Source organism: Cellulomonas pakistanensis (assembly GCF_016862755.1).
Classification (GTDB): domain Bacteria; phylum Actinomycetota; class Actinomycetes; order Actinomycetales; family Cellulomonadaceae; genus Cellulomonas; species Cellulomonas pakistanensis.
Genome location: NZ_BONO01000015.1, coordinates 18,398 through 42,388, shown reverse-complemented (window position 1 = coordinate 42,388; position 23,991 = coordinate 18,398). Strand labels below are relative to the sequence as shown.

The 23,991-nt window shown below is 76.3% G+C and carries 18 protein-coding genes; 10 read left to right on the top strand and 8 right to left on the bottom strand.

The window, feature by feature from the left end:
• The first annotated feature begins 22 nt into the window (after positions 1-22).
• The 7 genes from Cpa01nite_RS10865 to Cpa01nite_RS10835 all read left to right on the top strand — a co-directional run bounded on the left by Cpa01nite_RS10865 (position 23) and on the right by Cpa01nite_RS10835 (position 11,030).
• Positions 23-1,192 carry a DUF58 domain-containing protein gene (locus Cpa01nite_RS10865; RefSeq protein ID WP_203668783.1) on the top strand — a complete coding sequence of 390 codons (1,170 nt, stop codon included), beginning with the start codon at positions 23-25 and terminating at the stop codon, positions 1,190-1,192.
• Positions 1,189-3,816 carry a transglutaminase TgpA family protein gene (locus Cpa01nite_RS10860; protein WP_203668782.1) on the top strand — a complete coding sequence of 876 codons (2,628 nt, stop codon included), beginning with the start codon at positions 1,189-1,191 and terminating at the stop codon, positions 3,814-3,816. Before Cpa01nite_RS10865 ends, Cpa01nite_RS10860 begins: the two co-directional genes overlap by 4 nt.
• Positions 3,813-5,858: an RDD family protein gene (locus tag Cpa01nite_RS10855; protein WP_203668781.1), complete on the top strand. Its 2,046-nt coding sequence runs from the start codon at positions 3,813-3,815 to the stop codon at positions 5,856-5,858. Before Cpa01nite_RS10860 ends, Cpa01nite_RS10855 begins: the two co-directional genes overlap by 4 nt.
• 43 nt (positions 5,859-5,901) lie before the next feature.
• Positions 5,902-7,332 carry an outer membrane protein assembly factor BamB family protein gene (locus Cpa01nite_RS10850; RefSeq protein ID WP_203668780.1) on the top strand — a complete coding sequence of 477 codons (1,431 nt, stop codon included), beginning with the start codon at positions 5,902-5,904 and terminating at the stop codon, positions 7,330-7,332.
• Between the two features lie 213 nt (positions 7,333-7,545).
• Complete coding sequence (leuA, locus tag Cpa01nite_RS10845; RefSeq protein WP_203668779.1) at positions 7,546-9,318, top strand: 2-isopropylmalate synthase; 1,773 nt, start codon at positions 7,546-7,548, stop codon at positions 9,316-9,318.
• Between the two features lie 204 nt (positions 9,319-9,522).
• Positions 9,523-10,254 carry a DNA repair protein RecO gene (recO, locus tag Cpa01nite_RS10840; protein ID WP_203668778.1) on the top strand — a complete coding sequence of 244 codons (732 nt, stop codon included), beginning with the start codon at positions 9,523-9,525 and terminating at the stop codon, positions 10,252-10,254.
• Positions 10,254-11,030, top strand: a complete 777-nt coding sequence (locus Cpa01nite_RS10835; RefSeq protein ID WP_203668777.1) for an isoprenyl transferase — start codon at positions 10,254-10,256, stop codon at positions 11,028-11,030. Before recO ends, Cpa01nite_RS10835 begins: the two co-directional genes overlap by 1 nt.
• A gap of 113 nt (positions 11,031-11,143) precedes the next feature.
• Here Cpa01nite_RS10835 and Cpa01nite_RS10830 read toward each other — a convergent pair whose 3' ends face one another.
• The 4 genes from Cpa01nite_RS10830 to Cpa01nite_RS10815 form a co-directional block, all read right to left on the bottom strand.
• Complete coding sequence (locus Cpa01nite_RS10830) at positions 11,144-11,788, bottom strand: DedA family protein (protein WP_203668776.1); 645 nt, start codon at positions 11,786-11,788, stop codon at positions 11,144-11,146.
• 198 nt (positions 11,789-11,986) lie between these two features.
• A complete protein-coding gene (locus tag Cpa01nite_RS10825; RefSeq protein WP_203668830.1) occupies positions 11,987-12,886 on the bottom strand; it encodes a metal ABC transporter permease in 900 nt (299 codons plus the stop codon).
• A 23-nt stretch (positions 12,887-12,909) separates the two neighbouring features.
• Entirely contained in the window at positions 12,910-13,701 is a 792-nt protein-coding gene (locus tag Cpa01nite_RS10820) for a metal ABC transporter ATP-binding protein (protein ID WP_203668775.1), read from the bottom strand.
• Positions 13,698-14,636, bottom strand: a complete 939-nt coding sequence (locus tag Cpa01nite_RS10815; protein WP_203668774.1) for a metal ABC transporter substrate-binding protein — start codon at positions 14,634-14,636, stop codon at positions 13,698-13,700. Before Cpa01nite_RS10815 ends, Cpa01nite_RS10820 begins: the two co-directional genes overlap by 4 nt.
• Positions 14,637-14,804: 168 nt before the next feature.
• Here Cpa01nite_RS10815 and Cpa01nite_RS10810 point away from each other — a divergent pair, with 168 nt between their 5' ends.
• Both Cpa01nite_RS10810 and Cpa01nite_RS10805 read left to right on the top strand, forming a co-directional pair.
• A complete protein-coding gene (locus tag Cpa01nite_RS10810) occupies positions 14,805-16,190 on the top strand; it encodes a glycine--tRNA ligase (RefSeq protein ID WP_203668773.1) in 1,386 nt (461 codons plus the stop codon).
• A 126-nt stretch (positions 16,191-16,316) separates the two neighbouring features.
• Entirely contained in the window at positions 16,317-17,405 is a 1,089-nt protein-coding gene (locus Cpa01nite_RS10805) for a YibE/F family protein (protein ID WP_239068707.1), read from the top strand.
• Between the two features lie 90 nt (positions 17,406-17,495).
• On the opposite strand, the gene Cpa01nite_RS10800 is transcribed toward Cpa01nite_RS10805, so the two are convergent.
• Complete coding sequence (locus tag Cpa01nite_RS10800; protein WP_239068706.1) at positions 17,496-18,761, bottom strand: YibE/F family protein; 1,266 nt, start codon at positions 18,759-18,761, stop codon at positions 17,496-17,498.
• A gap of 71 nt (positions 18,762-18,832) precedes the next feature.
• On the opposite strand from Cpa01nite_RS10800, the gene dusB reads away from it, so the two are divergent.
• Entirely contained in the window at positions 18,833-20,026 is a 1,194-nt protein-coding gene (gene dusB / locus Cpa01nite_RS10795) for a tRNA dihydrouridine synthase DusB (protein WP_203668772.1), read from the top strand.
• Positions 20,027-20,092: 66 nt separating this feature from the next.
• On the opposite strand, the gene Cpa01nite_RS10790 is transcribed toward dusB, so the two are convergent.
• Genes Cpa01nite_RS10790 through Cpa01nite_RS10780 form a run of 3 tightly spaced genes read right to left on the bottom strand, consistent with a single transcriptional unit; the run spans position 20,093 to position 23,794 of the window.
• Positions 20,093-21,019, bottom strand: coding sequence for a carbohydrate kinase family protein (locus Cpa01nite_RS10790; protein ID WP_203668771.1), 927 nt, complete (start codon positions 21,017-21,019; stop codon positions 20,093-20,095).
• 4 nt (positions 21,020-21,023) lie between these two features.
• Positions 21,024-22,769 (bottom strand): glycoside hydrolase family 13 protein, encoded by a 1,746-nt coding sequence (locus tag Cpa01nite_RS10785; RefSeq protein ID WP_373307388.1) that lies wholly within the window; start codon positions 22,767-22,769, stop codon positions 21,024-21,026.
• Positions 22,766-23,794 (bottom strand): LacI family DNA-binding transcriptional regulator, encoded by a 1,029-nt coding sequence (locus Cpa01nite_RS10780; protein WP_203668770.1) that lies wholly within the window; start codon positions 23,792-23,794, stop codon positions 22,766-22,768. The genes Cpa01nite_RS10785 and Cpa01nite_RS10780 overlap by 4 nt, the downstream gene beginning before the upstream one ends.
• Positions 23,795-23,991: the final 197 nt, after the last annotated feature.

Sequence of the window (23,991 nt, the reverse complement as noted above, 5' to 3'; positions counted from 1 at the left end):
TGAAGGTGCAGGGAGGCGTGGCGTGAGGCGCTCGCGCACCCGGCTGTCGGGCGTGGGCTGGGGCGCGGGGCTGCTCGGCGCCGCCGCCCTGGTGGCCGGCGTGCTGCTCGGCTGGGTCGAGCTCGCGGCGCTCGGCGCCGTGGGCGTGGCCGCGGTGCTGGTGGCGGTCGCGATGACCTGGGGCCGGCTGCCGCACGCGGTCCGGCTCGACCTCGCGGACCGGCGCGTGCGGGTGGGGGAGCGGGCGTTCGGCGGCGTGGTCGTGACCGCGCCCGGCGGCCGCCGCACCCGGTCGGTGCGCCTGGAGCTGCAGGTCGGCGAGGGGCGCGCCGAGCTCGACGTGCCGTCGCTCGCCCCGGGCGAGGAGCACGAGGAGCTGTTCGCCGTGCCCACCGACCGGCGCGCCGTCGTCACCGTCGGCCCCGTGCGCGCCGTGCGGGGCGACCCGCTCGGCATCGCCGTCCGGCACGCCGTCACCACCGGCTCCGAGGAGCTGTACGTGCACCCGCGCGTCGTCATGCTGACCGGCGCGGACGCCGGCCTGCTGCGCGACCTGGAGGGTGGCGCCACCCGCGACCTGTCCGACATGGACCTCGCGTTCCACGCGCTGCGCGACTACGTGGTCGGCGACGACCGCCGGTCGATCCACTGGCGCACCACCGCCCGCCGCGGGGAGCTCACCGTCAAGCAGTACGAGGACACGCGCCGCACCCAGACCGCGGTCGCGCTCGCGACCGACCCGCGGGACTACAAGCACGCCGACGACGACGCCGAGCTGGAGCTCGCGGTCAGCGTCGTGGCGTCGCTCGGCGTGCACGTGCTGGCCGAGGAGCACCCGCTCGAGGTCCTCGCCGGTCCCGGCCGGGTGCGCACGACCGCGCGCCGCCCGCTGCTCGACGACTGCTCCGGGATCACCTGCGGCCCGGACGGCACCGGTTCGCGGCTGCTCGGCCGCCGGATCGCGCGGGAGGCGCCGGACGTGACGCTGGCGTTCCTGGTCACCGGCTCCGTCGTGCCCGCCGCCGACCTGCGCGCCGCCGCCCGGCACGTGCCCGAGGGCACCCGCACGCTCGTCGTGAGCTGCGTCCCGGGCGCGGAGGTCGAGGTGCGCACGCAGCGCACCCTCAGCCTGGTGCGGCTGGGCGCGCTCGACGACCTGCCCCGCGCCCTGCGTCTGGCGGCGGCGGCATGACGACGACCACGACCGAGCCCACCGCGGCCGGCCCCGGCGTGCCGGCGCCCGCGCCCGGCGTTCCCACGCCGCCCGGCCCGCCCGCGCCCGGCCGCGGGAGCGGCGGCGGCGGAGCGCAGCCCGCGCGCGCCGACCGCCCGGTCCGCGGCGTGCCCCGCGGCGCGCTCGGGGTGGTCGACGTGCTGGTGCTCGCCGGCGCGGTGCTCGCCGCCCTCAGCCCGCTGCTCCCGGTGTACGGCGGCTCGGTGCTGCTGGCCCCGGTGCTCGGCGGCGTGCTGCTCGGCGTCGCCGTCGGCGTGCTGTCCGCCTGGGCGCGCTGGTCGCCGCCCGTGACGACGGCCGTGCTGCTCGCGGCGACGGTGGTGCTCGGCGGCCCCCTGGCCACGCCGGACCAGACCGTGGGCGGCGCGGTGCCGACCCTCGCGTCGATGGTGTCCGTGGTCCGCGGCGCCGCGCTCGGCTGGAAGGACGTGCTGACCCTGCAGCCGCCGCTCGGCGGCTCGGGATGGCTGCTCGTCCCGCCGTTCCTGCTCGCGGTCGTCGGGACCGCGGTCGCGGTGCGGCTGGCGCTCGGCACGAGCCGCGCGGCCCCGGCCGCCGCCCTGCTGCCGCCCGTCGCCCTGGCCGGCGCCGTGCTGCTCGGCACGCACACGACCGTCGCCCCGGTGGCGGTCGGCACGGCGACGGCGCTCGTGCTGCTGGTCTGGGCCTCGTGGCGGTCCGGCCGGCTGCGCGCCCGCCGCCCCGTGGCGCTGGTGCTGCTGGTCGCCCTCGCGGGCGCCGGCGGCGTGGCGGCGGGCACGGTCGTCGACGCCCAGCGCGACCGGTACGTGCTGCGCGACGCGCTCGTGCCGCCGTTCGACCCGCGCGACTACGCCAGCCCGCTGTCCGCGTTCCGCAAGTACGTGAAGGACGACGACACCGTCGAGCTGTTCACGGTCCAGGGGCTGCCCGAGGGCGCCCGGGTCCGGCTCGCGACGTTCGACCGGTTCGACGGCGTGGTGTGGAACGTGGCCGGCGACGGCTCCTCCCGCGCCTCCGGCGAGTTCCGCCGCGTCGGCGAGGTCGTCAGCGAGCAGGCCGTGGCCGAGGCCGACGAGGTCGAGGCCTCCGGTACCGGCGGCGACCGGGTCGAGGTGGAGGTCCGGGTAGACGGCCTGACCGGCGTCTGGCTGCCGACCGTCGGCGACTCGGTGTCCGTGCGGCTCGGCGACACCGAGGCGCAGTCCCGGCTGCGGTTCAACGACGCGACCGGCGCGGCCGTCCTGACGGGCGGGCTCGACGAGGGCCTGACCTACACGCTGGACGCGGTCGTGCCGGCCGAGCCCGACGACGAGCAGATCGGCTCCGCCGGCGCGCGCGACCTCGACCTGCCCGAGCCGCAGGGCGTGCCCGACGCGGTGCCGAGCGCCGCGGGCGACGCCGCGCGCGAGGCGGAGACGCCGGTGCAGGTGGCCCGGGCGCTGGAGCAGACCCTGTCCGAGCGCGGCTTCTTCTCGCACGGGCAGACGGACCAGGGCGACTACCCGTCGCTGTCCGGGCACGGCGCCGACCGGGTCGGCGCGCTGCTCGGCGGCGAGCTCATGGTCGGCGACGACGAGCAGTACGCGTCCGCCATGGCGCTCATGGCACGGGAGATGGGCCTGCCGGCGCGCGTCGTCATGGGCTTCGTGCCCGGGGCCGACGAGGACGGCGACGCCGCCGACGCCGCGCAGGCGCCGGCCGCGGACCCCGACGCCCCCGTGGTCGTCACGGGCGCCGACGTGCACGCGTGGGTCGAGATCGCGTTCGAGGGGTACGGCTGGGTCACGTTCGACCCGACGCCGCCCGAGAGCCAGACCCCGCAGGACGAGCAGGAGACCAGCCAGTCCGACCCGGAGCCGCAGGTCGCCCAGCCCCCGCCGCCGCCCGCCGACCCGGTCGAGCCGCCGTCGGACGACACCGACCAGCCGCAGACGCAGGACAGCGACGACTCCGGGGCGTTCGCGCTCTGGCAGCGCGTGGTGCTCGGCGTCGCCGCCGGGTCCGGGGTCCTGCTGCTGCTGCTCGCGCCGTTCCTGGTGATCGCCGCGCTCAAGGCCCGGCGCCGGCGCCGGCGGCGGCGCGACCCGGTGCCGCTCAACCGCGTCGTCGGCGGCTGGCAGGAGGTGCTCGACCTCGCGACCGACCTGCGCCGCGACGTCGACCCCGTCGCCACCCGCCGCGAGGGGGCCCGGGCGCTCGACCGCGCGTTCACCACGGCCCCCGAGCCGGAGGACACGGGTCGGCGGAAGTCGAAGGCCCCCCGGCCCGTCGCCGCGCCGGGCCCCGCGGGTGCCGAGGCCGGCGCCGCGGTGGTCGCGCTGGCGGACCGCGCCGACGCCGCCGTGTTCGGCGCCTCGACGCCCACCGCGGCGGACGCCCGGGAGTTCTGGGCCCAGGTGGACGGGGCGTTGGCCCGGATGCGGGCGGCGACCCCGCGCAAGGAGCGCTGGCGCGGGCGGGTCACGACGCGCTCGCTGCGCCGGTCCGAGCGGCGCCGGGCCCGGGTCGCGGCCCGGGCCGTGCGCGCGACGGGCACGGGCGGACGGGGGAGCGGGCGCAGGGAACGGCGGGCACGACGAGCGGACGGAGCGGACGGATGAGCAGCACCACCGGCGGCGTCGTCCCCCCGAGCGCGCCGAGCGCCCCCGTCGGGCGGCGCGTGGCGGCGTACCTCGTGGACGCCGCGCTGACCGCCGTCGCCGCGGCGCCGCTGTGGCTCGCCGTGCTCCCCGCGGCCACCGCCACCGCGCGCGCCGCCTCGGCCGCCGGCACGGGCACCGTCGTCCCGCCGCCGGCCGCGCCGTCCGGCGTGCTGCTGGCCGTCGGCGCCGTGCTGCTCGCCGCCTGGGGAGTCGCGCAGTGGGTGTGGAACGGCACCCGCGGGTGGACGGTCGGGCGCCGCCTGCTCGGCCTGCGCCTGGTGGACGTCCGGTCCGGGCGGCCCGTCGGGATGGGCCGGGCGCTCGTCCGGGCGCTGGTCGTCGCGCTCGGGTCGCTCGCGTGCGGGGTCGGGCAGCTCGTGGTGCTGCTCTCGCCGCTGTTCGACTCCTCGGGCCGCGGCCGCGGCTGGCACGACCGGGTCGGCGAGGCCGTCGTCGTCGACGTGCGCGGGCTCGTCGCCGCGCGCCGCGTCGGCGACTGGTCCGGCCGGCCGGGCGCCGGCCGGGACGCCCGCGACACCGGGGCGCCGGGGTCCGGTGCGCCGCGCGCCGAGGCCGGGCCTGCGGACGCCCCGGCCGCCGGCGCCGAGGCGGGGTGGCCGGGCGGCGTGCCGCACCCCGCCGTGCCCACGGGCTCCGCGCCGACCCCGTCCGTCGACCCCACGCCGTCCGAGCCGACCCGCACCCGGTGGAGCGCCCTGGCCGCCGACCGGCGCCTCGACGCCCCCGGTCTCGTGCTGCCGCCGCTCGGCGCGCCGGGCCTGGGTCCGGACCTCGACACCCGGCAGATCCCGGTCGTGCCCGCGGCGGTCGTGCCGGCGCACCCGGCCGCGCCGGTGCCGCTCGCGCCGGGACCGGCGGCAGCCGCGCCCGCGGCGGGGCCCGCCGCTCCCGCGCCCGTACCCGCGCCGGCGCCGCAGCCCGAGCCGCAGGCCGCTCCCCGGCCAACGACCGGGCCCGTCCCGTCCGTGCCGTGGCCCGCCGCCGACCAGGCACCGCGGGCGACCGCGCCCTGGGCCGGGCACGCGCCCGGGCAGGAGGCCGGGGGCTGGTCCGGGCAGGGCCCGGCGTGGCCGCCCGTCGCCGGGTCCGCCCCGCCCGCCGCCGCGCCGGGGGAGGGGCAGGGGCCCGCGCCCGAGCGTGCCGTCGCGCCCGGACCGGCGCCCGCGCCCGAGCCCGAGCGTGCCGTCGCACCCGCACCCGCACCCGCACCCGCGCCCACGCCGGCACCGGCGCCGGCACCCGCGCCGGCGCCGGCGCGTGCCGTCGCACCCGCGCCGTGGGCGCCCCCGGCCCCCGCCGGTGCGTCGGGGTCCGCGGTCCCGTCGCGCGAGGACGCCGCCTGGCGCGAGGCGCTCGGCCCCGTGCCGGGCGAGCCGCCCACCCGCACGGGACGGCACGCGATCGTCCCGGCGGCACCGGTGCACCCGGACGCGGCTCCCGCGGCCCCGGCGGCGAGCGACCCCCCGGCCGCCGCCGCGCCGCCCGCGACCCCGGCTCCGGAGCCCCCGGGTCCCGCCCCGGCTACGGCTCCGGCGGCCCCCGGGTCCCGCGCCACGGCCGCTCCGGCGCACGGCACCGCCCCGGCCCAGCCCGCCGCCGCGGCGCTCCCGCCCTCCGCGTTCCCGGCGCCGCCCGTCCCGGCCGCCGAGCCCGGCGCGGCGTGGGCGGTCCGGCTCCCGGACGGCACGGTCGCGGCGCTGGCCGGCCCGCTGCTGGTCGGGCGCAACCCGGACCCCCTGCCCGGCGTCCGCACGGTCCCGGTCGCCGACCCCGGCCGCTCGGTGTCGAAGACCCACCTCATGCTCGGCGTCGACGAGCACGGCCCGTGGGTCGTCGACCGCGGCTCGACCAACGGCACGCTGGTGACGCTGGCCGACGGGCAGCGGATCGTCTGCCTGCCGGACCGGCGGGTGCGGCTCGCGGACGGGTCGCTGGTGACGTTCGGGGACCTGTCGCTGGCGGTGGGGCTGCGCGCGTAGGGGCTTACAGTGGCGCATGGGCCGCCCGCGGTCTGCTGCGACGATGCAGGACGTCGAGCTCGTCGACGTCGCTGACCGCCCCCGCGCGCCCGGACGCCCCCGCACCTGGCTCCCGCCGGCGCCGCCGGACGACCCGCCCGCGCGTCGCGACGCGGCCCCGCACCCGCACCGCCGGCGGTGGACCGCGCTGCTGGTCGTGCTCGCGCTCGTCGTCGCCGGCGCCCTCGTCGCCCGGGCCGCCGCGCCCGCGGCCCCGACCGCCGTCGCGCCGGGCATGCTCGCGCCGCTGGACGGGCCGCCGTGGGCGCGGTGGCGGGCGGACGTGCCGCGGTCGGCCGACGTGCTCGCCGCGAGCGGGTCGATCGTGGTGTCCGGCGTCCACGACCGGCGGTTCCGGGTGACCGGCCACGACGAGCGGACCGGCGAGACGCTGTGGACGCGGGACCTGGGGCCGGTGGCGGGCACCCGGCCGCTCACGGGCTGCCCGCACGACGGGTCGGACGTCGGACCGGTCGTGCTGTGCGTCGTCGAGCCGCCGGTGGCGCCCGGCCGGGACGCGCGCGGCACGGTGCCGTTCCCCGCGCCGGACGAGCGGTGGGCGCAGGTGTCCGCGATCGACGCGGCGACGGGCGCCGAGCTCGGGCGGTGGGAGCTGTCCGGGCGGCTCGCGTCGGTCGAGCGGCTGGGGGACGACCTGGTGGCCCTGCGGGTCGGCGCGGACGGCCACGCGCGGGTGGGCCGGTACGGGGGCGCGGACGGCGAGCGGCGCTGGTGGTTCCGCGGCGAGAGCCCCCTGCGGCTGCGCGAGGGGATCGTCAGCGGGTCCGAGCTGCGGGTCAACGACGCGTTCGTCCTGCTGCAGGGCTGGTCGGCGACCGTGCTGGACGCGGCGGACGGCGACGAGCTCGTGACGACGCCCGCGGGCTGGTTGGTCGTCGGCTCGCTGTCGGCGGAGCTGTTCGGCACCTGGTCCAGCGGCGAGGGCGGCGTCGTCCGCGACCGGCGCGGGCGGGCGCTGTTCCACGCGCCGTCGCTGTTCCCGACGGTCACCGCCACCGACGGCGAGCCCGACGACGTCCTGGTGATGGACGAGGGCGGGCAGCTCGTCGGCCGGTCGGTGCCGGGCGGCGCGGAGCTGTGGCGGACCGACACCTACCGGGCCGTGCGGCTGCAGGCGGGCGGCCACCTGCTGCTGCTCGGCGTCGACGGCTACCAGGTCGTCGCCGCCCGGACGGGCGCGCCGGAGTGGGAGTCGCCGGGGCGGGTCCTCATGTGGTGGGCGCCGCTCACCGACGGCGACCTGGTGCTCGCGGCGGGGCGCTCGCCGGCGGGCCGGCCGACGATGGAGGCCCGGCGGCTGGCCGACGGCGAGCTGCAGTGGAGCCTGCCGCTCGAGGAGGGTGTGCGGTCGGTGACCGCGGTCGGCGGGCACCTCGTGCTCCGCAGCCGGGACGAGCTCATCGTGCTGACCTGAGGCCCGTCCGCCGGCGGCCGGGGTGGTCGCCGCAGGCGGCGTCCGCATGCTGAGCGGTTGCGGTCCGCCCGGAGGTGCGGAGTACAGTCGAGACGTGCTCACCCTCCGCAGCCTCCTTCTTCGCCGCCGCGACGAGGCCCTCTAGGCCGGATCCTCGTCGCGGTGTTCGGTGCGCCGGCTGACCCCAGCACCCCGCGAAGCGAAGGACCCCCGATGAGCTACCACTCCCGCACCGCCCAGCAGCCGTCCGGCATGCCGGTGCACAAGTACCGCCCGTTCGCCGACCAGATCCGCGTCGAGCTGCCGGACCGCACCTGGCCGACGAAGCAGATCACGAAGGCCCCGCGCTGGTGCGCGGTCGACCTGCGCGACGGCAACCAGGCGCTGATCGAGCCGATGAACGCCGCCCGCAAGCTGGCGATGTTCGAGCTGCTCGTGCAGATGGGCTACAAGGAGATCGAGGTCGGCTTCCCGTCCGCCTCGCAGACCGACTTCGACTTCGTCCGGATGCTGATCGAGGAGGACCGCATCCCCGACGACGTCGTCATCCAGGTGCTGACGCAGTCCCGCGAGCACCTCATCGAGCGGACGTACGAGGCGATCGCCGGCGCCAAGCAGGCCATCGTGCACCTGTACAACTCCACGTCGGTGCTGCAGCGCGAGGTCGTGTTCCGGTCCGACGAGGACGGCATCGTCGACATCGCCGTCCAGGGCGCCCGCCTGTGCAAGAAGTACGAGGAGGGCGTCCCGGAGACCGAGGTGTTCTACGAGTACAGCCCGGAGTCGTACACGGGCACCGAGCTCGAGTTCGCCGCCCGGATCTGCAACGCGGTGCTGGACGTGTTCGAGCCGACCGCCGAGCGCCCGGTGATCATCAACCTGCCGGCGACGGTCGAGATGGCCACCCCCAACGTGTACGCCGACTCCATCGAGTGGATGGGCCGGAACCTGCGGTACCGCGAGCACGTCGTGCTGTCGCTGCACCCGCACAACGACCGCGGCACCGCCGTCGCGGCCGCCGAGCTGGGCTACCTGGCCGGCGCCGACCGCATCGAGGGCTGCCTGTTCGGCAACGGCGAGCGCACGGGCAACGTCTGCCTGGTGACGCTCGGCATGAACCTGTTCAGCCAGGGCGTCGACCCCGAGATCGACTTCGCGGTCGGCGGCGGCATCGACCACGTCCGCCGGGTCGTCGAGTTCTGCAACCAGATGGCCGTCCCCGAGCGGCACCCGTACGGCGGCGACCTGGTGTTCACGGCCTTCTCCGGCTCGCACCAGGACGCGATCAAGAAGGGCCTGGACGCCATGGAGGCCCGCGCGGCCGCCGAGGGCACGGACGTCGACCACATCGACTGGGCCGTCCCGTACCTGCCGATCGACCCGAAGGACGTCGGCCGGTCGTACGAGGCGATCATCCGGGTCAACTCGCAGTCCGGGAAGGGCGGCATCAGCTACCTGATGAAGTCCGAGCGCGACCTGGACCTGCCGCGCCGGCTGCAGATCGAGTTCTCGCAGGTCGTGCAGCGGTACACCGACGCGCACGGCTCGGAGGTCACGGCCGACGCGCTGTGGCGGATCTTCACCGACGAGTACCTGCCCGTCGACGACGCGTCCGACCTGGACGCCTGGGGCCGGTTCGCCCTCCGCGGCACCCGGACCACCAGCGCCGAGGAGGGCCCGGACACGCTCGCGGTGGACCTCGTGGACGGCGGCGTCGACCGCACCGTCGAGGCGTCCGGCAACGGCCCCATCGCGGCGTTCGTCGAGGCGCTCGCCCAGGTCGGCGTGACCGTGCAGGTGCTGGACTACGCCGAGCACGCGCTGTCCGCCGGCGGCGACGCCGCGGCCGCCGCGTACGTCGAGTGCGCCGTCGGCGACCGGACCCTGTGGGGCGTCGGGATCGACTCGTCGATCACCACCGCCTCGCTCAAGGCCATCATCTCGGCGGTCAACCGCGCCGAGCGCGAGGCCGCCGCAGCCCGCTGATCCCGCGCGGGCCCCTGGACGGGGCCGGCGCCACCCCCGACCGGCCCCGGTGCCCGGTCCCGCCCGCCGCGCCCACCCGCGCCCGGCCCGCGGGGCCGGGCGTCGCCGCGTCCGGGGCGCGACGTGCGGAGGTCCTGCGGCGACGCGGCACGCGGTCGGCGAACACGTGCGCGCTCGGCGGCGCCCGCGGGGGATGATGGGGTCGTGAGCCTCTACCGCGACGAGGCGATCGTGCTGCGCACCCACAAGCTGGGGGAGGCGGACCGGATCGTCACCCTCCTGACCCGCACCCACGGCAAGGTGCGGGCGGTCGGCAAGGGCGTGCGCCGCACCACCTCGCGGTTCGGGTCCCGGCTCGAGCCGTTCATGCACATCGACGTGCAGCTGAACACCGGCCGGAACCTCGACGTCGTCACCCAGGTCGAGACGCTGGGCGCGTACGGCCGGCCGGTCTGCGAGGACTACGCGCTCTACACCGCGGGCACCGTGATGCTGGAGACCGCCGAGCGGCTGGTCGAGGCCGAGCGCGAGCCGGCGCTCCAGCAGTACTGGCTGCTGGTCGGCGCCGTCCGGGCGCTCGCCGGCCGGGAGCACGCGCCGGGCCTGGTGCTCGACTCGTACCTGCTGCGCGCGCTCGCGATCGCCGGCTGGGCGCCGTCCTTCACCGACTGCGCCCGCTGCGGCCGGCCGGGCCCGCACCACTCGTTCGCGGTCGCGCAGGGTGGCGCCGTCTGCGTGTCCTGCCGCCCGCCCGGCGCCACCGCCCCAGCGCCCGAGACGTTCGAGCTGCTGTCCGCGCTGCTCGTGGGCGACTGGGCCGTCGCCGACGCCTCCGCCGAGCGGCACCGCCGGGAGGGCAACGGGATGGTGTCCGCGTACTCGCAGTTCCACCTCGAGCGCACGCTGCGCTCGCTGCCCCTGGTCGAGAGGATCTGATGCCGGTTCCGCCGCCCCCGCACCCGAGCGGGGCCCGCCCGCCCGTGCTGCCGAAGGAGCTCGTCCCGAAGCACGTCGCGATCGTCATGGACGGCAACGGCCGGTGGGCGAACGCCCGCGGGCTGCCGCGCACCGCCGGGCACGCCGCGGGGGAGGCGTCGCTGCTCGACGTCGTCGCCGGGGCGATCGAGATCGGAGTGCAGCACGTGTCGGCGTACGCGTTCTCGACGGAGAACTGGACGCGGTCGCCGGAGGAGGTGCGCTTCCTCATGGGGTTCAACCGGGACGTGCTGCGCCGCCGCCGCGACGTGATGAACGACTGGGGCGTGCGGGTGCGCTGGGCCGGCCGGCGGCCGCGGCTGTGGCGGTCGGTCATCTCCGAGCTGGAGGAGGCCGAGCGGCTGACCCGCGGCAACACCACCTGCACGCTCACCATGTGCGTGAACTACGGCGGCCGGGCCGAGATCGCGGACGCCGCCAAGGCGATCGCGCAGGACGTGGCCGCGGGCCGGCTCAAGGCCGACAAGGTCTCCGAGAAGACGATTCAGCGCTACCTCGACGAGCCCGACCTGCCCGACGTGGACCTGTTCCTGCGGTCGTCGGGGGAGCAGCGCACGTCGAACTTCATGATCTGGCAGGCCGCCTACGCCGAGCTGGTGTTCCTGGACGAGCCGTGGCCGGACGTCGACCGCCGGCACCTGTGGCGCGCGATCGAGACGTACGCGCGCCGCGACCGACGCTACGGCGGCGCGATCGACAAGCCCGCGGAGTCCTGACCCCGCGGGTGCCGCCCTCGCGGGGACGGCCTGCTCCCCGAGATGGCAGCTCTCGGCTGTGCCCGGCCCGGCTCGGACAGCCGAGAGGTGCCGTCTCGGCGGCCGGGTGCCCCTCAGACGAGCTGGTCGGCCGGGGCGGCGGGGTCGCGGGGCTCGGCGCCGCGCCGGGCGCGGCGGCGCACGACCGCCCACGTCACCAGCGCCGCCACCGCGAGCAGCACCGCGGCCAGGCCCCACGGGGACGCCGTCGCCAGCCGGACCGCGGCCCACACGGCGCCGAGCCCGACGGTGCCCCAGATGAACGCCCACGCGACGCTGCCGGGGATCGACGCGGCCAGGAACCGCGGGTACGGCATCCGCAGCAGCCCCGAGCCGACGAACACGGCCGTCTGCACGCCGACGGTCAGGTAGGCGAGCGTGACGGCGAACGGCCCGAACCGGTGCACGAGCGCGAGGCCGCGCCGGGCGGTCGGCAGGCTCATCAGCCGGTGCACGCGCGCCCGGGCCGCGGCGCCGCGCGGGGCCCGGGCGGGCTCGGCCGGTGCCGCGGGGGCGCCCGCGTCGGGCTCGTCGGCCTCCTCGCCGACCCGGTCGGCCCCCTCGCCGGCCCGGTCGGCCAGCCGCGCCGCGCCCGAGGTCACGCCCCGCCCGACCCAGTAGAAGAGGTGCGAGCGGGCCATCACGACGACGAACAGCCCGGCGATGACGGCCCAGAACGGCCACCCGCCCATGCCGTACGCCGCCGCCGTGTCGCTCACCCGACCGAGTCTACGAGTGAGGTGAGCCTGACCTGGGGGACCGGGTCCCGGGTGAGACCGACGCCACGCCGCGCCCGCTGTGCCGCCGAGTGGGCATCAGGCGCGTCGAGTGGGCATCCACGGGATACCCACTCGACGTGTCCGGTGCCCACTCGACGAGCCCCCGCCTCGCGCGCGCGACCGCCACGCCGCCCGGGGTCAGCGCGCGGCCACGGGCAGGTCGACGTCGTCCGGCAGCTCCGGGTGCGGGTCGTGCGGGGCCTCGTCGGTGCGCCGCCGGGTCAGCAGCGGCCGCGTGACCGCCGCCATCGCGTACAGGGCGATCGCCAGCAGCACGATCGTCGCGCCGGGCGGGATGTCCTCCCAGTACGTGATCGACAGACCGACCACGCTGACCGCGACGCCGATGCCGGACGCCAGGGCCATGACCCGCGCGAACGAGCCGACGACGAGCTGCGCCACCGCGACCGGCACGATCATGAGCGCGCTGACCAGCAGCAGCCCGACCACCCGCATCGCGACGGTGACCGTGAGCGCCGACATCGCGGCCACCACCATGTTGATCGCCGTCACGGGCAGGCCGGAGCCGCGCGCGAACTCCTCGTCGTGGCTCACCGCGAACAGCACGTGCCGCAGCCCGAGCCCGACCAGCAGCACCCCCGCGGCGAGGCCGGCGGTCCACCACAGGTCGCCGGTCGACACGGTGGAGATCGAGCCGAACAGGTACGACACCAGGTTGGCGTTCGTGCCGCCGGCGAGCTTGATGAGCAGCACGCCACCGGCGATGCCGCCGTAGAACATGAGCGCCAGCGCGAGGTCGCCGGACGTCCGGCCGCGGGCGCGGACCCACTCGATCGCGACGGACCCGATGAGCGCCGCGATGACGGCGCCGGGGATGGCCAGCGCGTCCTGCGGCACCAGGCCCGCCCAGGTGCCGACCAGCCAGCCGAGGGCGACGCCGGTCAGCGCGACATGACCGAGGCCGTCGCCCATCAGCGCGAGCCGGCGCTGCACGAGGAACGTGCCGACGACGGGCGCCGCGGCGCCGACCAGCACGGCCGCGATGAGCGCGCGCTGCATGAGGGGCGACGACAGCATGGCGCCGAGCGTCTCGAACCACGTCACGGCAGGACCTCCATCGACAGCCCGGCGCCCGGCGTGGGCGGGTCGGCGTGCGGGTGGGTGTGCTCGTGCTCCGGGCCGGCGTGCTCGCCGCGCGGCCGCGGCGGCGGGCCGTCGTACACGACGCGGCCGTGCCGCAGCGCGACCGCGCGGTCGATCAGCCCGGCGAACGAGCCGAGCTCGTGCAGGATCACCAGGACGGTGCCGCCGGCGTCGTGCAGCGCGCGCACGGTGGCGACGAACGTCTCCTGGGTGGGCAGGTCGATGCCGGAGGTCGGCTCGTCGAGCACCAGCAGGTCGGGCTCGCGGACGAGCGCGCGGGCGATCAGCACCCGCTGCTGCTGACCGCCGGACATCTGCAGCACGGAGCGGCGCGCGTGCCGGGCCATCCCGACCTGCTCCAGCGCGGCGAGCGCCCGCTTCCGGGCGTCGCGCGGCGGACGGAGCGTGCGGCCGTGCACCAGGCCGGACGTCACGACCTCGAGGCCCGTGGCCGGGACGCCGCCGCCGGCGGGCAGCCGCTGCGGGACGTAGCCGACCCGCTCCCACGGCACGCCGTTGCCGAGCGCGCCGCCGAGCAGGTGCACCTCGCCCGCGGTGCGCGGCACGATGCCGAGCAGCGCGCGGACCAGGGTCGACTTGCCGGAGCCGTTGGCGCCGAGCAGCGCGACGACCTCGCCGCGGCCGACCCGCAGGTCGACGCCCTGCAGGATCTGGTGGCCGCCGAGCGTGACGTCGACGCCGGTGGCGAGGACGGCGGGCTCGGCGGCGGCCGCGGCGCCCGTGCTCACGCGCACCCCAGCGCGGTCCGCAGCGTCTCCAGGTTCGCCCGCGCGACGGAGACGTAGTCCTGGGACTCGTCCGTGAGGCCCTCGAGCGGGTCGAGCACCGCGGTGTCGACGCCGAGCTCGTCGGCCAGCGTCTCCGCGACCTTCGGGCTGGCCAGCGTCTCGAAGAAGATCGTCGACACGCCCTCGTCCCGCACGACGTCGCCGACCTCGGCCAGGCGCGCCGGCGACGGCTCGCCCTCGGGGTCGACGCCCGCGATGCCGACCTGCTCGAGGTCGTACCGCTCGGCGAGGTAGGAGAACGCCTCGTGGGTCGTGACGATCGTGCGGCTGTCGCAGGTCGCCAGGCCGGCCTGGTACTCCTCGTCCAGCTCGGTCATCGCCCGGGTGAACGCCTCGGCGTTGGCGCGGAACTCGTCGGCGTGGTCGGGGTCGAGCTCGGCGAGCTGCGCGGCGACGTCGTCGGCGACCGCGGGCAGGCGGCTCGGGTCGAGCCAGAAGTGCGGGTCGAGGGAGCCGTGGTCGTGGCCGTCGTCCTCGGCGTGCTCCTCCTCCTCGTGCTCGGCCGCGTGCAGCTCGGTGTCCTGCGCCGCGTCGACCACGTGCGCCGGCGGGTTCGCGTCGACCGCGTCGTCCACGGCGGCCTGGAACTCGGACAGGTACACGACGAGGTCCGCCCGGCCGACCGCGTCGACCTGGGCGGGGGACAGCTCGAGGTCGTGCGGCTCGGCCCCGGGCGGCGTGAGCGAGTCCACGGACACCAGGTCGCCGCCGACCTGCTCCGTCACGTACTGCAGCGGGTAGAACGAGGCCAGCACCGCGATGCCGTCGCCGCCGTCGCCGCCGCCGGACGCGCCCGAGCCCCCGGAGGAGCAGGCGGTCAGGGCGAGGACGACCCCCGCGGACACGGCGAGGGGCAGGGGGCGGCGCAGCGGCATCCGACCATCATCGACCTGTTGAGAACGAGTGTCAAAACCGCAGCACGACCCGCCCGTCCCGGAGGGCGGCGCGACCGGCGCCCCGGCACCGCGGCCCGGTAGCCTGTCCAGCGATCCCACCCCCGCGCCACCCAGGCGCGCAGGACCCCGGCACCAGGAGCACTCACCGTGGCAGCACCGTCCCGTCTCGACTCCGTCGTCTCCCTCGCCAAGCGGCGCGGCTTCGTCTTCCAGAGCGGCGAGATCTACGGCGGTTCGCGCTCCGCGTGGGACTACGGGCCCCTGGGCGTCGAGCTCAAGGAGAACATCAAGAAGCAGTGGTGGCGGACCGTCGTGCAGTCGCGCGACGACGTCGTCGGCCTCGACTCCGCGGTGATCCTGCCCCGCCAGGTGTGGGTGGCCTCCGGCCACGTCGGCGTGTTCACCGACCCGCTGACGGAGTGCCTGCACTGCCACAAGCGGTTCCGCGAGGACCACATGCTCGAGGAGTACGAGGAGAAGAAGGGCCGCGCGCCCGAGAACGGCCTCGCCGACATCGCCTGCCCGAACTGCGGCACCCGCGGGCAGTGGACCGAGCCCCGCGACTTCAACATGATGCTGAAGACGTACCTCGGCCCGGTCGAGGACGAGTCCGGCCTGCACTACCTGCGGCCCGAGACCGCGCAGGGCATCTTCGTGAACTTCGCCAACGTGCTCACCACGGCGCGCAAGAAGCCGCCGTTCGGCATCGGCCAGATCGGCAAGTCGTTCCGCAACGAGATCACGCCCGGCAACTTCATCTTCCGGACCCGCGAGTTCGAGCAGATGGAGATGGAGTTCTTCGTCGAGCCCGGCACCGACGAGACCTGGCACCAGTACTGGATCGACCAGCGCACCGACTGGTACGTCGACCTGGGCATCTCCCGCGACAACCTGCGGCACTACGAGCACCCCGCCGAGAAGCTGTCGCACTACTCGAAGCGCACCGTCGACATCGAGTACAAGTTCGGCTTCAGCGGCTCCGAGTGGGGCGAGCTCGAGGGCATCGCGAACCGCACCGACTTCGACCTGTCGACGCACTCGAAGCACTCCGGCCAGGACCTGTCGTACTTCGACCAGACGAAGGACGAGCGCTGGGTGCCGTACGTCATCGAGCCGGCCGCCGGCCTGACCCGGTCGCTCATGGCGTTCCTCATCGAGTCGTACGCCGAGGACGAGGCGCCGAACGCGAAGGGCGGCGTCGACAAGCGCACCGTGCTCAAGCTCGACCCGCGCCTGGCGCCGGTCAAGGCCGCGGTGCTGCCGCTGTCCCGCAACGAGGCCCTGTCGCCCAAGGCGCGCGACCTGGCCGCGGAGCTCCGCCGGTCCTGGAACGTCGACTTCGACGACGCGGGCGCCATCGGCCGCCGCTACCGCCGCCAGGACGAGATCGGCACCCCGTTCTGCATCACGGTCGACTTCGACACCCTCGAGGACCAGGCCGTGACCATCCGGCACCGCGACGACATGACGCAGGAGCGGGTGGCGCTGGACCAGGTGACCGGCTACCTCGCGCAGCGGCTCGTCGGGGCCTGAGCCCTGGCCGGCCACGGCCACGCGCACGGCGCGGGTCCCACCCCCGACCTCCCGGTCGGCAGGCGGGCCCGCGCCGTCGTCGTCGCGCTGCTCGGCGTCGCGCTGCTGGCGACCCTCGCCGGGCTCGTGGCGCTGTGGCCGCGGGACGACGCCCCGACGCTCGACACCACGCCCGAGGGCTCGTCGTACGTCGAGGTGACCGCGACCGACGTCGACCTGCTGGCGGAGTCCGCGACCGGGCCGGCGCTGCTCGCCGAGACCGACGGCGGCGAGGCGATCACGGTCCAGGTCGCGCCCGAGCACCTCGAGGTGATCGAGCCGGGCGACCGGATCCGGGTGCTGACCCTGCCGCAGGCGGGTGGCGCGGCGCCGTACGTGTTCGTCGACCTCGTGCGCGGGCCGCCCATGGCGCTGCTCGCCGCGGTGCTCGGCGTGCTGGTGCTGGCCGTCGCGCGGCTGCGCGGGCTCGGCGCCCTGGCGGGTCTCGTGGTGGCGGTCGGCGGCGTGCTCGGCTTCACGGTGCCCGCGCTGCTGACCGGCGGGCCGGCGCTGCCGGTCGCGCTGGTGACCGCGTCGGCGCTCATGTTCGTGCTGCTGTACCTCGCGCACGGCGTCTCGATCCGGACGTCGACGGCGCTGCTCGGGACGCTCGGCGGGCTGCTGGCGACCGGCGTGCTCGCCGCATGGGCCACCGGCGCGACGCACCTCAACGCGCTCAGCGGCGAGTACGCGCTGGACCTGCGCGCGGCCGCGCCGGAGGCGGACCTGCAGGGGATCCTGCTGTGCGGGATCGTCCTGGCTGGCCTCGGCGTGCTGAACGACGTGACGATCACGCAGGTGTCGGCGGTGTGGGAGATCCGGGCGCTGTCGCCCGCCGCCACGCGCCGCGAGCTCTTCCGCGGCGGCATGCGGATCGGGCGGGACCACATCGCGTCGACGGTGTACACCGTGGCGTTCGCGTACCTCGGGGCGGCGCTGCCGCTGGTGCTGCTGGTCGCGATGTCCGACCGGACGCTGCTCGACAGCCTCACGAGCGGGGAGATCGCCGAGGAGGTCGTGCGGACGCTGGTCGGGTCGATCGGCCTGGTGCTGGCCATCCCGCTGACGACGGCGATCGCCGCGGCCCTGGTCCCGGCGCCGAGTGCCGCGCCGTTCCCGGCCGCGACGGGGTCGTCCACCGACGACCCGGATCCCGCACCGACCCCGGCGGTCTGACGGGGCGGCACCCCTTGCCGAGATGGCAACTCTCGGCTGTGTCCGGGCGCCCGCGCACAGCCGAGAGTTGCCATCTCGGCGAACGGGGCGTCAGGCGTGCGGCGGGGCGTCCGCCTCCGTCACTGCGTGGACGTGGGCGTGCGCGTGGGTGTCCGCCGCGGCGTGGCGCGCGGGCGCCGCGCCCGTGCGCGTCACCACCAGCGCCGCGATGCCCGTGGTCAGCGGGATCGCCAGCACCAGGCCGATCGACGACACCATGGTGCGGACGATCTCCTCGGCGAACTCCCCGGACGTCAGCGTGGGCCCGAGCGGCAGGCTGTACAGCTCGAGCAGGAGCAGCACGGGCAGCGCGGCGCCGGTGTAGGCGAACGCGATCGTGTAGACCGTCGACGCGATGTGGTCCCGACCGATCCGCATCCCGCCGCGGAACAGCTCGCGCCGAGAAGCCCCGGGGGAGACGGCGCGCAGCTCCCACACCGCCGAGGCCTGGGTGATCGTCACGTCGTTCAGCACGCCGAGCCCGGCGAGCACCAGCCCGCACAGGAACAGCCCGCGCAGGGACGTCGCGCCGCTCTCGCCGAGCAGCTGCGCCAACCGGTACGAGTCCTCGCTGCTCACGCCCGACAGCCGCGCCCAGGACGCCCCGAGCACCCCGAGGACCGTCGTCGCCGCGAGCCCGGCGAGCGTGCCGAGCAGCGCCGCCGACGTGCGCAGCGACAGCCCGTGCGCGAGGTACAGGACCACGGCCATGATCAGCGTCGACGCGCTGAGCGCGACCACCACCGGGTTCTCGCCGCGCACCAGCGCCGGCAGCACGTAGACGCCGATGACGGCGAACGCGATGAGCAGCCCGACGAGCGCCCGCAGGCCGCGGCCGCGCGCGACCAGGATGATCGCCAGGGCGAACACCAGCGCGATCGTGACGAGCGGCAGCGTGCGGTCGTAGTCGTGCCAGGCCCACACCTCGGGGTCCGTGTCGGTGGCCGGGTAGTGCTCGACGAGGATCCGGGTGCCGGCGGGCACCTGGTCGGCCGTCGTCGACGCCGTGGCCCACACCTGGACCTCCCAACCCTGCTCCGGGCCGCTGGTCACCGTCGCCGACACCCGCAGGCACGGCACCTCGGCCGGGATCGTGCCGTCCGGCTCCCGGTCCTCGACCGTGCCCTCGCACTGCTCGACCGTGGTGCCGGTCACGGTCGCCGTCGGGTAGTCGATGTCGACCTCGCTGACGGTCCGCGCGGACTGCACCTCGCCGTGCGGCCAGGTCAGGGCCATGCCGACGGCGGCGGCGAGCACGAGCGGCAGCAGGATCGCGGCGATGAGCCGGCGGGTGCGCAGGGCGGCGGGGGAGGGCACGGGGGCGATTCTGCCGGGTGCGCGGGGCCCTCGCCCTCGGGGTCCGCCGCGACGTGGGGGACAATCGAGGCATGACCGTTCCCTCCACCGTCGACCCGGCGGCGCCCGTCGCCGAGGGGCACGTGCTGCCGCCGCTGCGCATCGGCCCGCTCACGATCGACACGCCCGTCGTCCTCGCGCCCATGGCCGGCGTGACGAACGCGGCGTTCCGCCGGCTGTGCCGCGAGTCCGGCGCCGGCCTGTACGTGGCGGAGATGGTGACCTCGCGGGCGCTGGTCGAGCGCGGCGAGGAGTCGATGCGGATCATCTCGCACGCCCCGGACGAGAAGCCGCGCTCCGTGCAGGTCTACGGCGTCGACCCGGCGACCGTCGGGGCCGCCGTGCACCTCATCGCGTCCGAGGACCGCGCCGACCACGTCGACCTCAACTTCGGCTGCCCGGTGCCCAAGGTCACCCGGCGCGGCGGCGGCTCGGCCCTGCCGTGGAAGCGCGAGCTGTTCGAGTCGATCCTGCGCGCCGCCGTCGAGGCCGCCCGCCCGTACGGCGTCCCGGTCACCGTCAAGATGCGCAAGGGCATCGACTCCGACCACCTGACCTACCTCGAGGCCGGGCTCGTCGCCCAGGACCTCGGTGTCGCCGCCGTCGCGCTGCACGCCCGCACCGCCGAGCAGTACTACTCCGGCACCGCGGACTGGGAGGCGATCGCGAAGCTCAAGGAGACCGTCACGGACATCCCCGTGCTCGGCAACGGCGACATCTGGTCCGCCGAGGACGCCGTGCGGATGGTCCGGGAGACCGGCTGCGACGGGGTCGTCGTCGGTCGCGGCTGCCAGGGGCGCCCGTGGCTGTTCGCCGACCTCGCGGCGGCGTTCGCGGGGTCCGACGAGCGGATCACGCCCGGCGCCCGGTACGTCGCGCAGGTCATCCGCCGGCACGCCGAGCTGATGGTCGAGCACTTCGGCGACGAGGGCAAGGCGCTCCGCGAGCTGCGCAAGCACATGGCCTGGTACTGGAAGGGCTACGTCGTCGGCGGCGAGCAGCGCGCGGCGCTCGGGCTCGTGTCGTCCCTGGCCGAGCTCGACGACCGGCTCGCGGCGCTCGACCTCGACCAGCCGTACCCGGGCGAGGCCGCGGAGGGCCAGCGCGGCCGCGCCGGGACCCCGAAGCGCCCGCACCTCCCGGACGGCTGGCTGGACAGCCGGGACCTCTCGGAGGACTTCCGCCGCTCCCTCCAGGAGGCCGAGCTGAGCGTCAGCGGCGGCTGACCCGCGCCGAGAGGTCGCAGACCGGGGCCTTCAGAGCCGCGAAGACACCGATCCGCGACCTCTCGGTCAGGCGCGCGCCACAGCGACGCGCGCAGCCAGGGCGCGCACGGACTCCGCGGTCGCGTGGGGGGCGCCCAGCGACTCCGTGGTCACCGCCAGGGCGCCCGCCGCGCTCGCCCACGCCAGCGCCTCGGCCGTCCCGCGCCCCGCCAGGGTCGCCGCCAGCAGGCCCGACAGGAACGCGTCGCCCGCGCCGTCGGCGTCGACGACCGACGCGACCGGCGCCGCGCCGACCTCCCAGAACCCGTCCGGGTCGAGCGCCAGCGCCCCGCGCGACCCGCGGGTGCAGACCGCGAGCCGCGCGCCGCCCGCGACGCGCGCCCGCAGGTACGCCGCCGGGTCGTCGAGCCGCGCCTCGGACACCAGCAGCACGTCCGCCGCGTCCGCGAACGGCCGCTGGAACGCCGCGACCCCGTCGTCGTCGTGGACGTCGCACCAGACCGGCACCCCGGCCTCGCGCGCGGCGGCCAGCACCGGGACCGACAGCTCCGCCAGGTCGACGACCGCGACCCGCGCGCCCGCGAGCCCGTCCGCCGGGTCGACGGCGACGCCCGGCGACGGCAGCTCCAGGTACACCGACACCCGCCCGCCGTCGGCCGCGACGAGGTTGACGTGCCGCTCGGTCCGCCCGTCGGCCGCGGGCACGGCGTCGAGCGCGATCCGCGGGTGCGCCAGCGCGTCACGCACGGCGTCCCCGAGCGCGTCGGCCCCGAGCACCGTCCGCAGCCGCACGTCGACGCCGAGCGCCGCGAGCGTCACCGCCTTGCCGGCCGACGTCCCGCCGAGCCCGTCGTGGTGCCCGGACGCGAACAGCGTCTGCGACCGCGCGCCGGGCAGCGCGTCGACCCGGACCACCGTGTTCCAGGAGGCGGGCCCCACGACGACGACGGGGCCGCCCCCGTGCGCGGGGGCGACCCCGTCGGGGTGCGTCACGGCGTCAGCGCGCCCGGAGCCAGACGGTGGTGTCGCCGGGCAGCTCCGCGCCGACCGGGGCGTCGCCCGGCAGGCCGGAGGCCAGCAGCACCTCGGCGTCGAGCGGCAGTGGGACCGGGGTCGAGCCCAGGTTCGCGACGACGACCACCGAGCCGTTGCGCACGGCGATGACGTCCTCGTCGTCCTGGAACTCCGGCTCCCACGACGCCCCGCCGAGACCGAGCTTCTCGGCCCGGCGCAGGCGCAGCGCGGCGCGGTACAGCTCGAGGGTCGAGCCCGCGACGCCGTCCTGCGCGTCGGCGGCGAACGCGGCCCACTCGGCGGGCTGCGGCAGCCACGTCCTCCCGGTCGGGGAGTAGCCGAAGCCCGGGGCGTCCGCCTCCCACGGCAGCGGCACGCGGCAGCCGTCGCGGCCGCGCTCGGCGCCGTTCGTGCGGAAGAACGCCGGGTCCTCGCGGACCTCGTCGGCCAGCGACGTGTGCTCGGGCAGGCCGAGCTCCTCGCCCTGGTAGACGTACGCGGAGCCGGGCAGGCCGAGCATGAGCAGCGAGGCGGCGCGGGCGCGGCGCAGGCCGAGCTCGGCGTCGGGCTGCTCGTCCTCGGCGCCGATGCCGTTCGGGCGCGACGACGGGTCGGCCAGGCCGAGCCGGGACGCGTGCCGGACGACGTCGTGGTTCGACATCACCCAGGTCGTCGGCGCGCCGACGGTGTCGTTCACCTGGTACGACGCCGCGATGACCTTGCGCAGCGCCGGGGCGTCCCAGCCGGTCGCGAGGAACGCGAAGTTGAACGCCTGGTGCATCTCGTCCGGGCGCACGTAGCGGGCCAGGCGGCTGAGCGGCTCGACCCACGCCTCGGCGACCAGCATGCGGTCGCCGTCGTACTCGTCGAGCACCTTGCGCCAGGCGCGGTAGATCTCGTGCACGCCGTCCTGGTCGAACATCGGGCCTTGGTTGCCGGAACCGGCGACCGCGTCGACGTCGTCGGCGCCTTCGATCATCGAGACGTGGCCGTCCCAGTCGGGCAGCCCCTCGGCCTTGACCATGCCGTGCGCGACGTCGACCCGGAAGCCGTCCACCCCGCGGTCCAGCCAGAACCGGAGCACGCCCTCGAACTCCTCGCGGACCTCGGGGTTCGACCAGTCGAGGTCGGGCTGCTTGGAGTCGAACAGGTGCAGGTACCACTGGCCGTCGTCGACGCCGTGCTTCTCCGGCGTGAGCCGGGTCCAGGCCGGGCCGCCGAAGATCGAGCCCCAGTTGTTCGGCGGCTCGGTGCCGTTGACGCCGCGGCCCTCGCGGAACAGGTACCGCGCGCGCTCGGGGGAGCCCGGGGGCGTCTTGAGCGCCTCCTGGAACCACACGTGCTCGTCCGAGGAGTGGTTCGGGACCAGGTCGACGACGACCTTGAGGCCGAGCTCGTGCGCGCGCCCGAGCAGCGCGTCGAAGTCCGCGAGCGTGCCGAACAGCGGGTCCACGTCCCGGTAGTCGGCGACGTCGTAGCCGGCGTCGGCCTGCGGGGACCGGTAGAACGGCGACAGCCAGACCGCGTCCACGCCCAGGGCCGCCAGGTGGTCCAGCCGCGCGGTGATGCCCGGGAGGTCGCCGATGCCGTCGCCGTCGGCGTCCGCGAACGACCGCGGGTAGACCTGGTAGATCACCGCGTCCCGCCACCACGGGCCGTCGACGGGGCCGGGCTCGTGCACCACCTCCGGGGCGGGGCGGGAGATCGGCTGCTGGTCGAGCTGGGTCACGCTGGTCCTCCGGGAGAAGCGGGTGCTGAGCTGGTGGAGCCGCGCACGATGAGCTCCGGGTGGAACAGGAGCTCGGTGCGCGACGTGGGGGTGCCGTTGATCTCCGCCATGAGCGCGGAGACCGCGGCCTGCCCCATCGCCTGGACGGGCTGGCGCACCGTCGTGAGCGGGGGGTCGGTGAAGCCGATCAGGGGCGAGTCGTCGAAGCCGACGACCGACAGGTCCTCAGGCACCCGCAGGCCGCGCGACCGGGCGGCGCGGATCGCGCCGAGCGCCATGAGGTCGGAGCCGCAGATGATCGCGGTGTGCCCGGAGTCGATGAGCTCGTGCGCCGCGGTGGCGCCGCCCTCGACCGTGAACAGGGTGGTGTTCACGTGCGGCGCGGCGTCCTCGACGCCGAGCTGCGCGCGGAGCTGGTCGGCGAACGCCTGGCGCTTGCGGGCCGCGGGCACGAACCGCTCGGGACCGATCGCCAGGCCGATGCGCCGGTGGCCGAGGGCGACCAGGTGCCGGACCGACAGCTCGATCGCCACGGCGTCGTCGGTGGCGATGCTCGGCGCGTCCACGCCGTCGGCCTTGCCGTTGACCAGCACGATCGGCAGCCCGCGCCCGCGCAGCGCGTGGTAGCGCTCCACCGACGCCTGCGTGTCCGCGTGCAGGCCCGAGACGAACAGGATCCCGGACACGTCGTGGTCGAGCAGGATCTCGACGTACTGGTCCTCGGTCGTGCCGCCCGGCTGCTGCGCGCACAGCAGCGGCGTGTAGCCGCGCTGGGTCAGCATCGACTCCATGGCCTGGGCCATGGCGGGGAACACCGGGTTCGACAGCTCGGGCACCACGAGGCCGACCAGCCCCGCCGGCCGGGTGCGGAGCTTCTCGGGGCGCTCGTAGCCGAGCACGTCGAGGGCGGCCAGCACGGCCTGCCGCGCCTGCGAGGAGACGCCGGGCTTGCCGTTGAGGACCCGCGAGACCGTCGCGGTGGAGACGCCGGCCTGCTCGGCCAGGTCGGTGAGGCGTGTGCGCACGGTCGCGAGCGTAGAGGGCACCGTCGCCTCCTCGTCGTCGTTGTCGTCATCCGATCGGGCCACGTCGTCCCTCGGGTCGGAGAGCACTGTAACCGATGCCTGAAAGTTACCGTAACGGCTTGCAAACGGGTTCCGCGGCCCGTTACGGTCCCCGCATCGAGCCAGCGCCGGCGGTGCCGTCGACGGCTCGCACCGCC

Excerpts from the sequence above, each read along its gene's own strand:
- leuA (WP_203668779.1), top strand. The coding sequence starts at position 7,546 with ATGAGCTACCACTCCCGCACCGCCCAGCAGCCGTCCGGCATGCCGGTG.
- Cpa01nite_RS10855 (WP_203668781.1), top strand. The coding sequence starts at position 3,813 with ATGAGCAGCACCACCGGCGGCGTCGTCCCCCCGAGCGCGCCGAGCGCC.
- Cpa01nite_RS10835 (WP_203668777.1), top strand. The coding sequence starts at position 10,254 with ATGCCGGTTCCGCCGCCCCCGCACCCGAGCGGGGCCCGCCCGCCCGTG.
- Cpa01nite_RS10825 (WP_203668830.1), bottom strand. The coding sequence starts at position 12,886 with ATGCTGTCGTCGCCCCTCATGCAGCGCGCGCTCATCGCGGCCGTGCTG.
- Cpa01nite_RS10850 (WP_203668780.1), top strand. The coding sequence starts at position 5,902 with ATGCAGGACGTCGAGCTCGTCGACGTCGCTGACCGCCCCCGCGCGCCC.
- Cpa01nite_RS10815 (WP_203668774.1), bottom strand. The coding sequence starts at position 14,636 with ATGCCGCTGCGCCGCCCCCTGCCCCTCGCCGTGTCCGCGGGGGTCGTC.
- Cpa01nite_RS10860 (WP_203668782.1), top strand. The coding sequence starts at position 1,189 with ATGACGACGACCACGACCGAGCCCACCGCGGCCGGCCCCGGCGTGCCG.
- dusB (WP_203668772.1), top strand. The coding sequence starts at position 18,833 with ATGACCGTTCCCTCCACCGTCGACCCGGCGGCGCCCGTCGCCGAGGGG.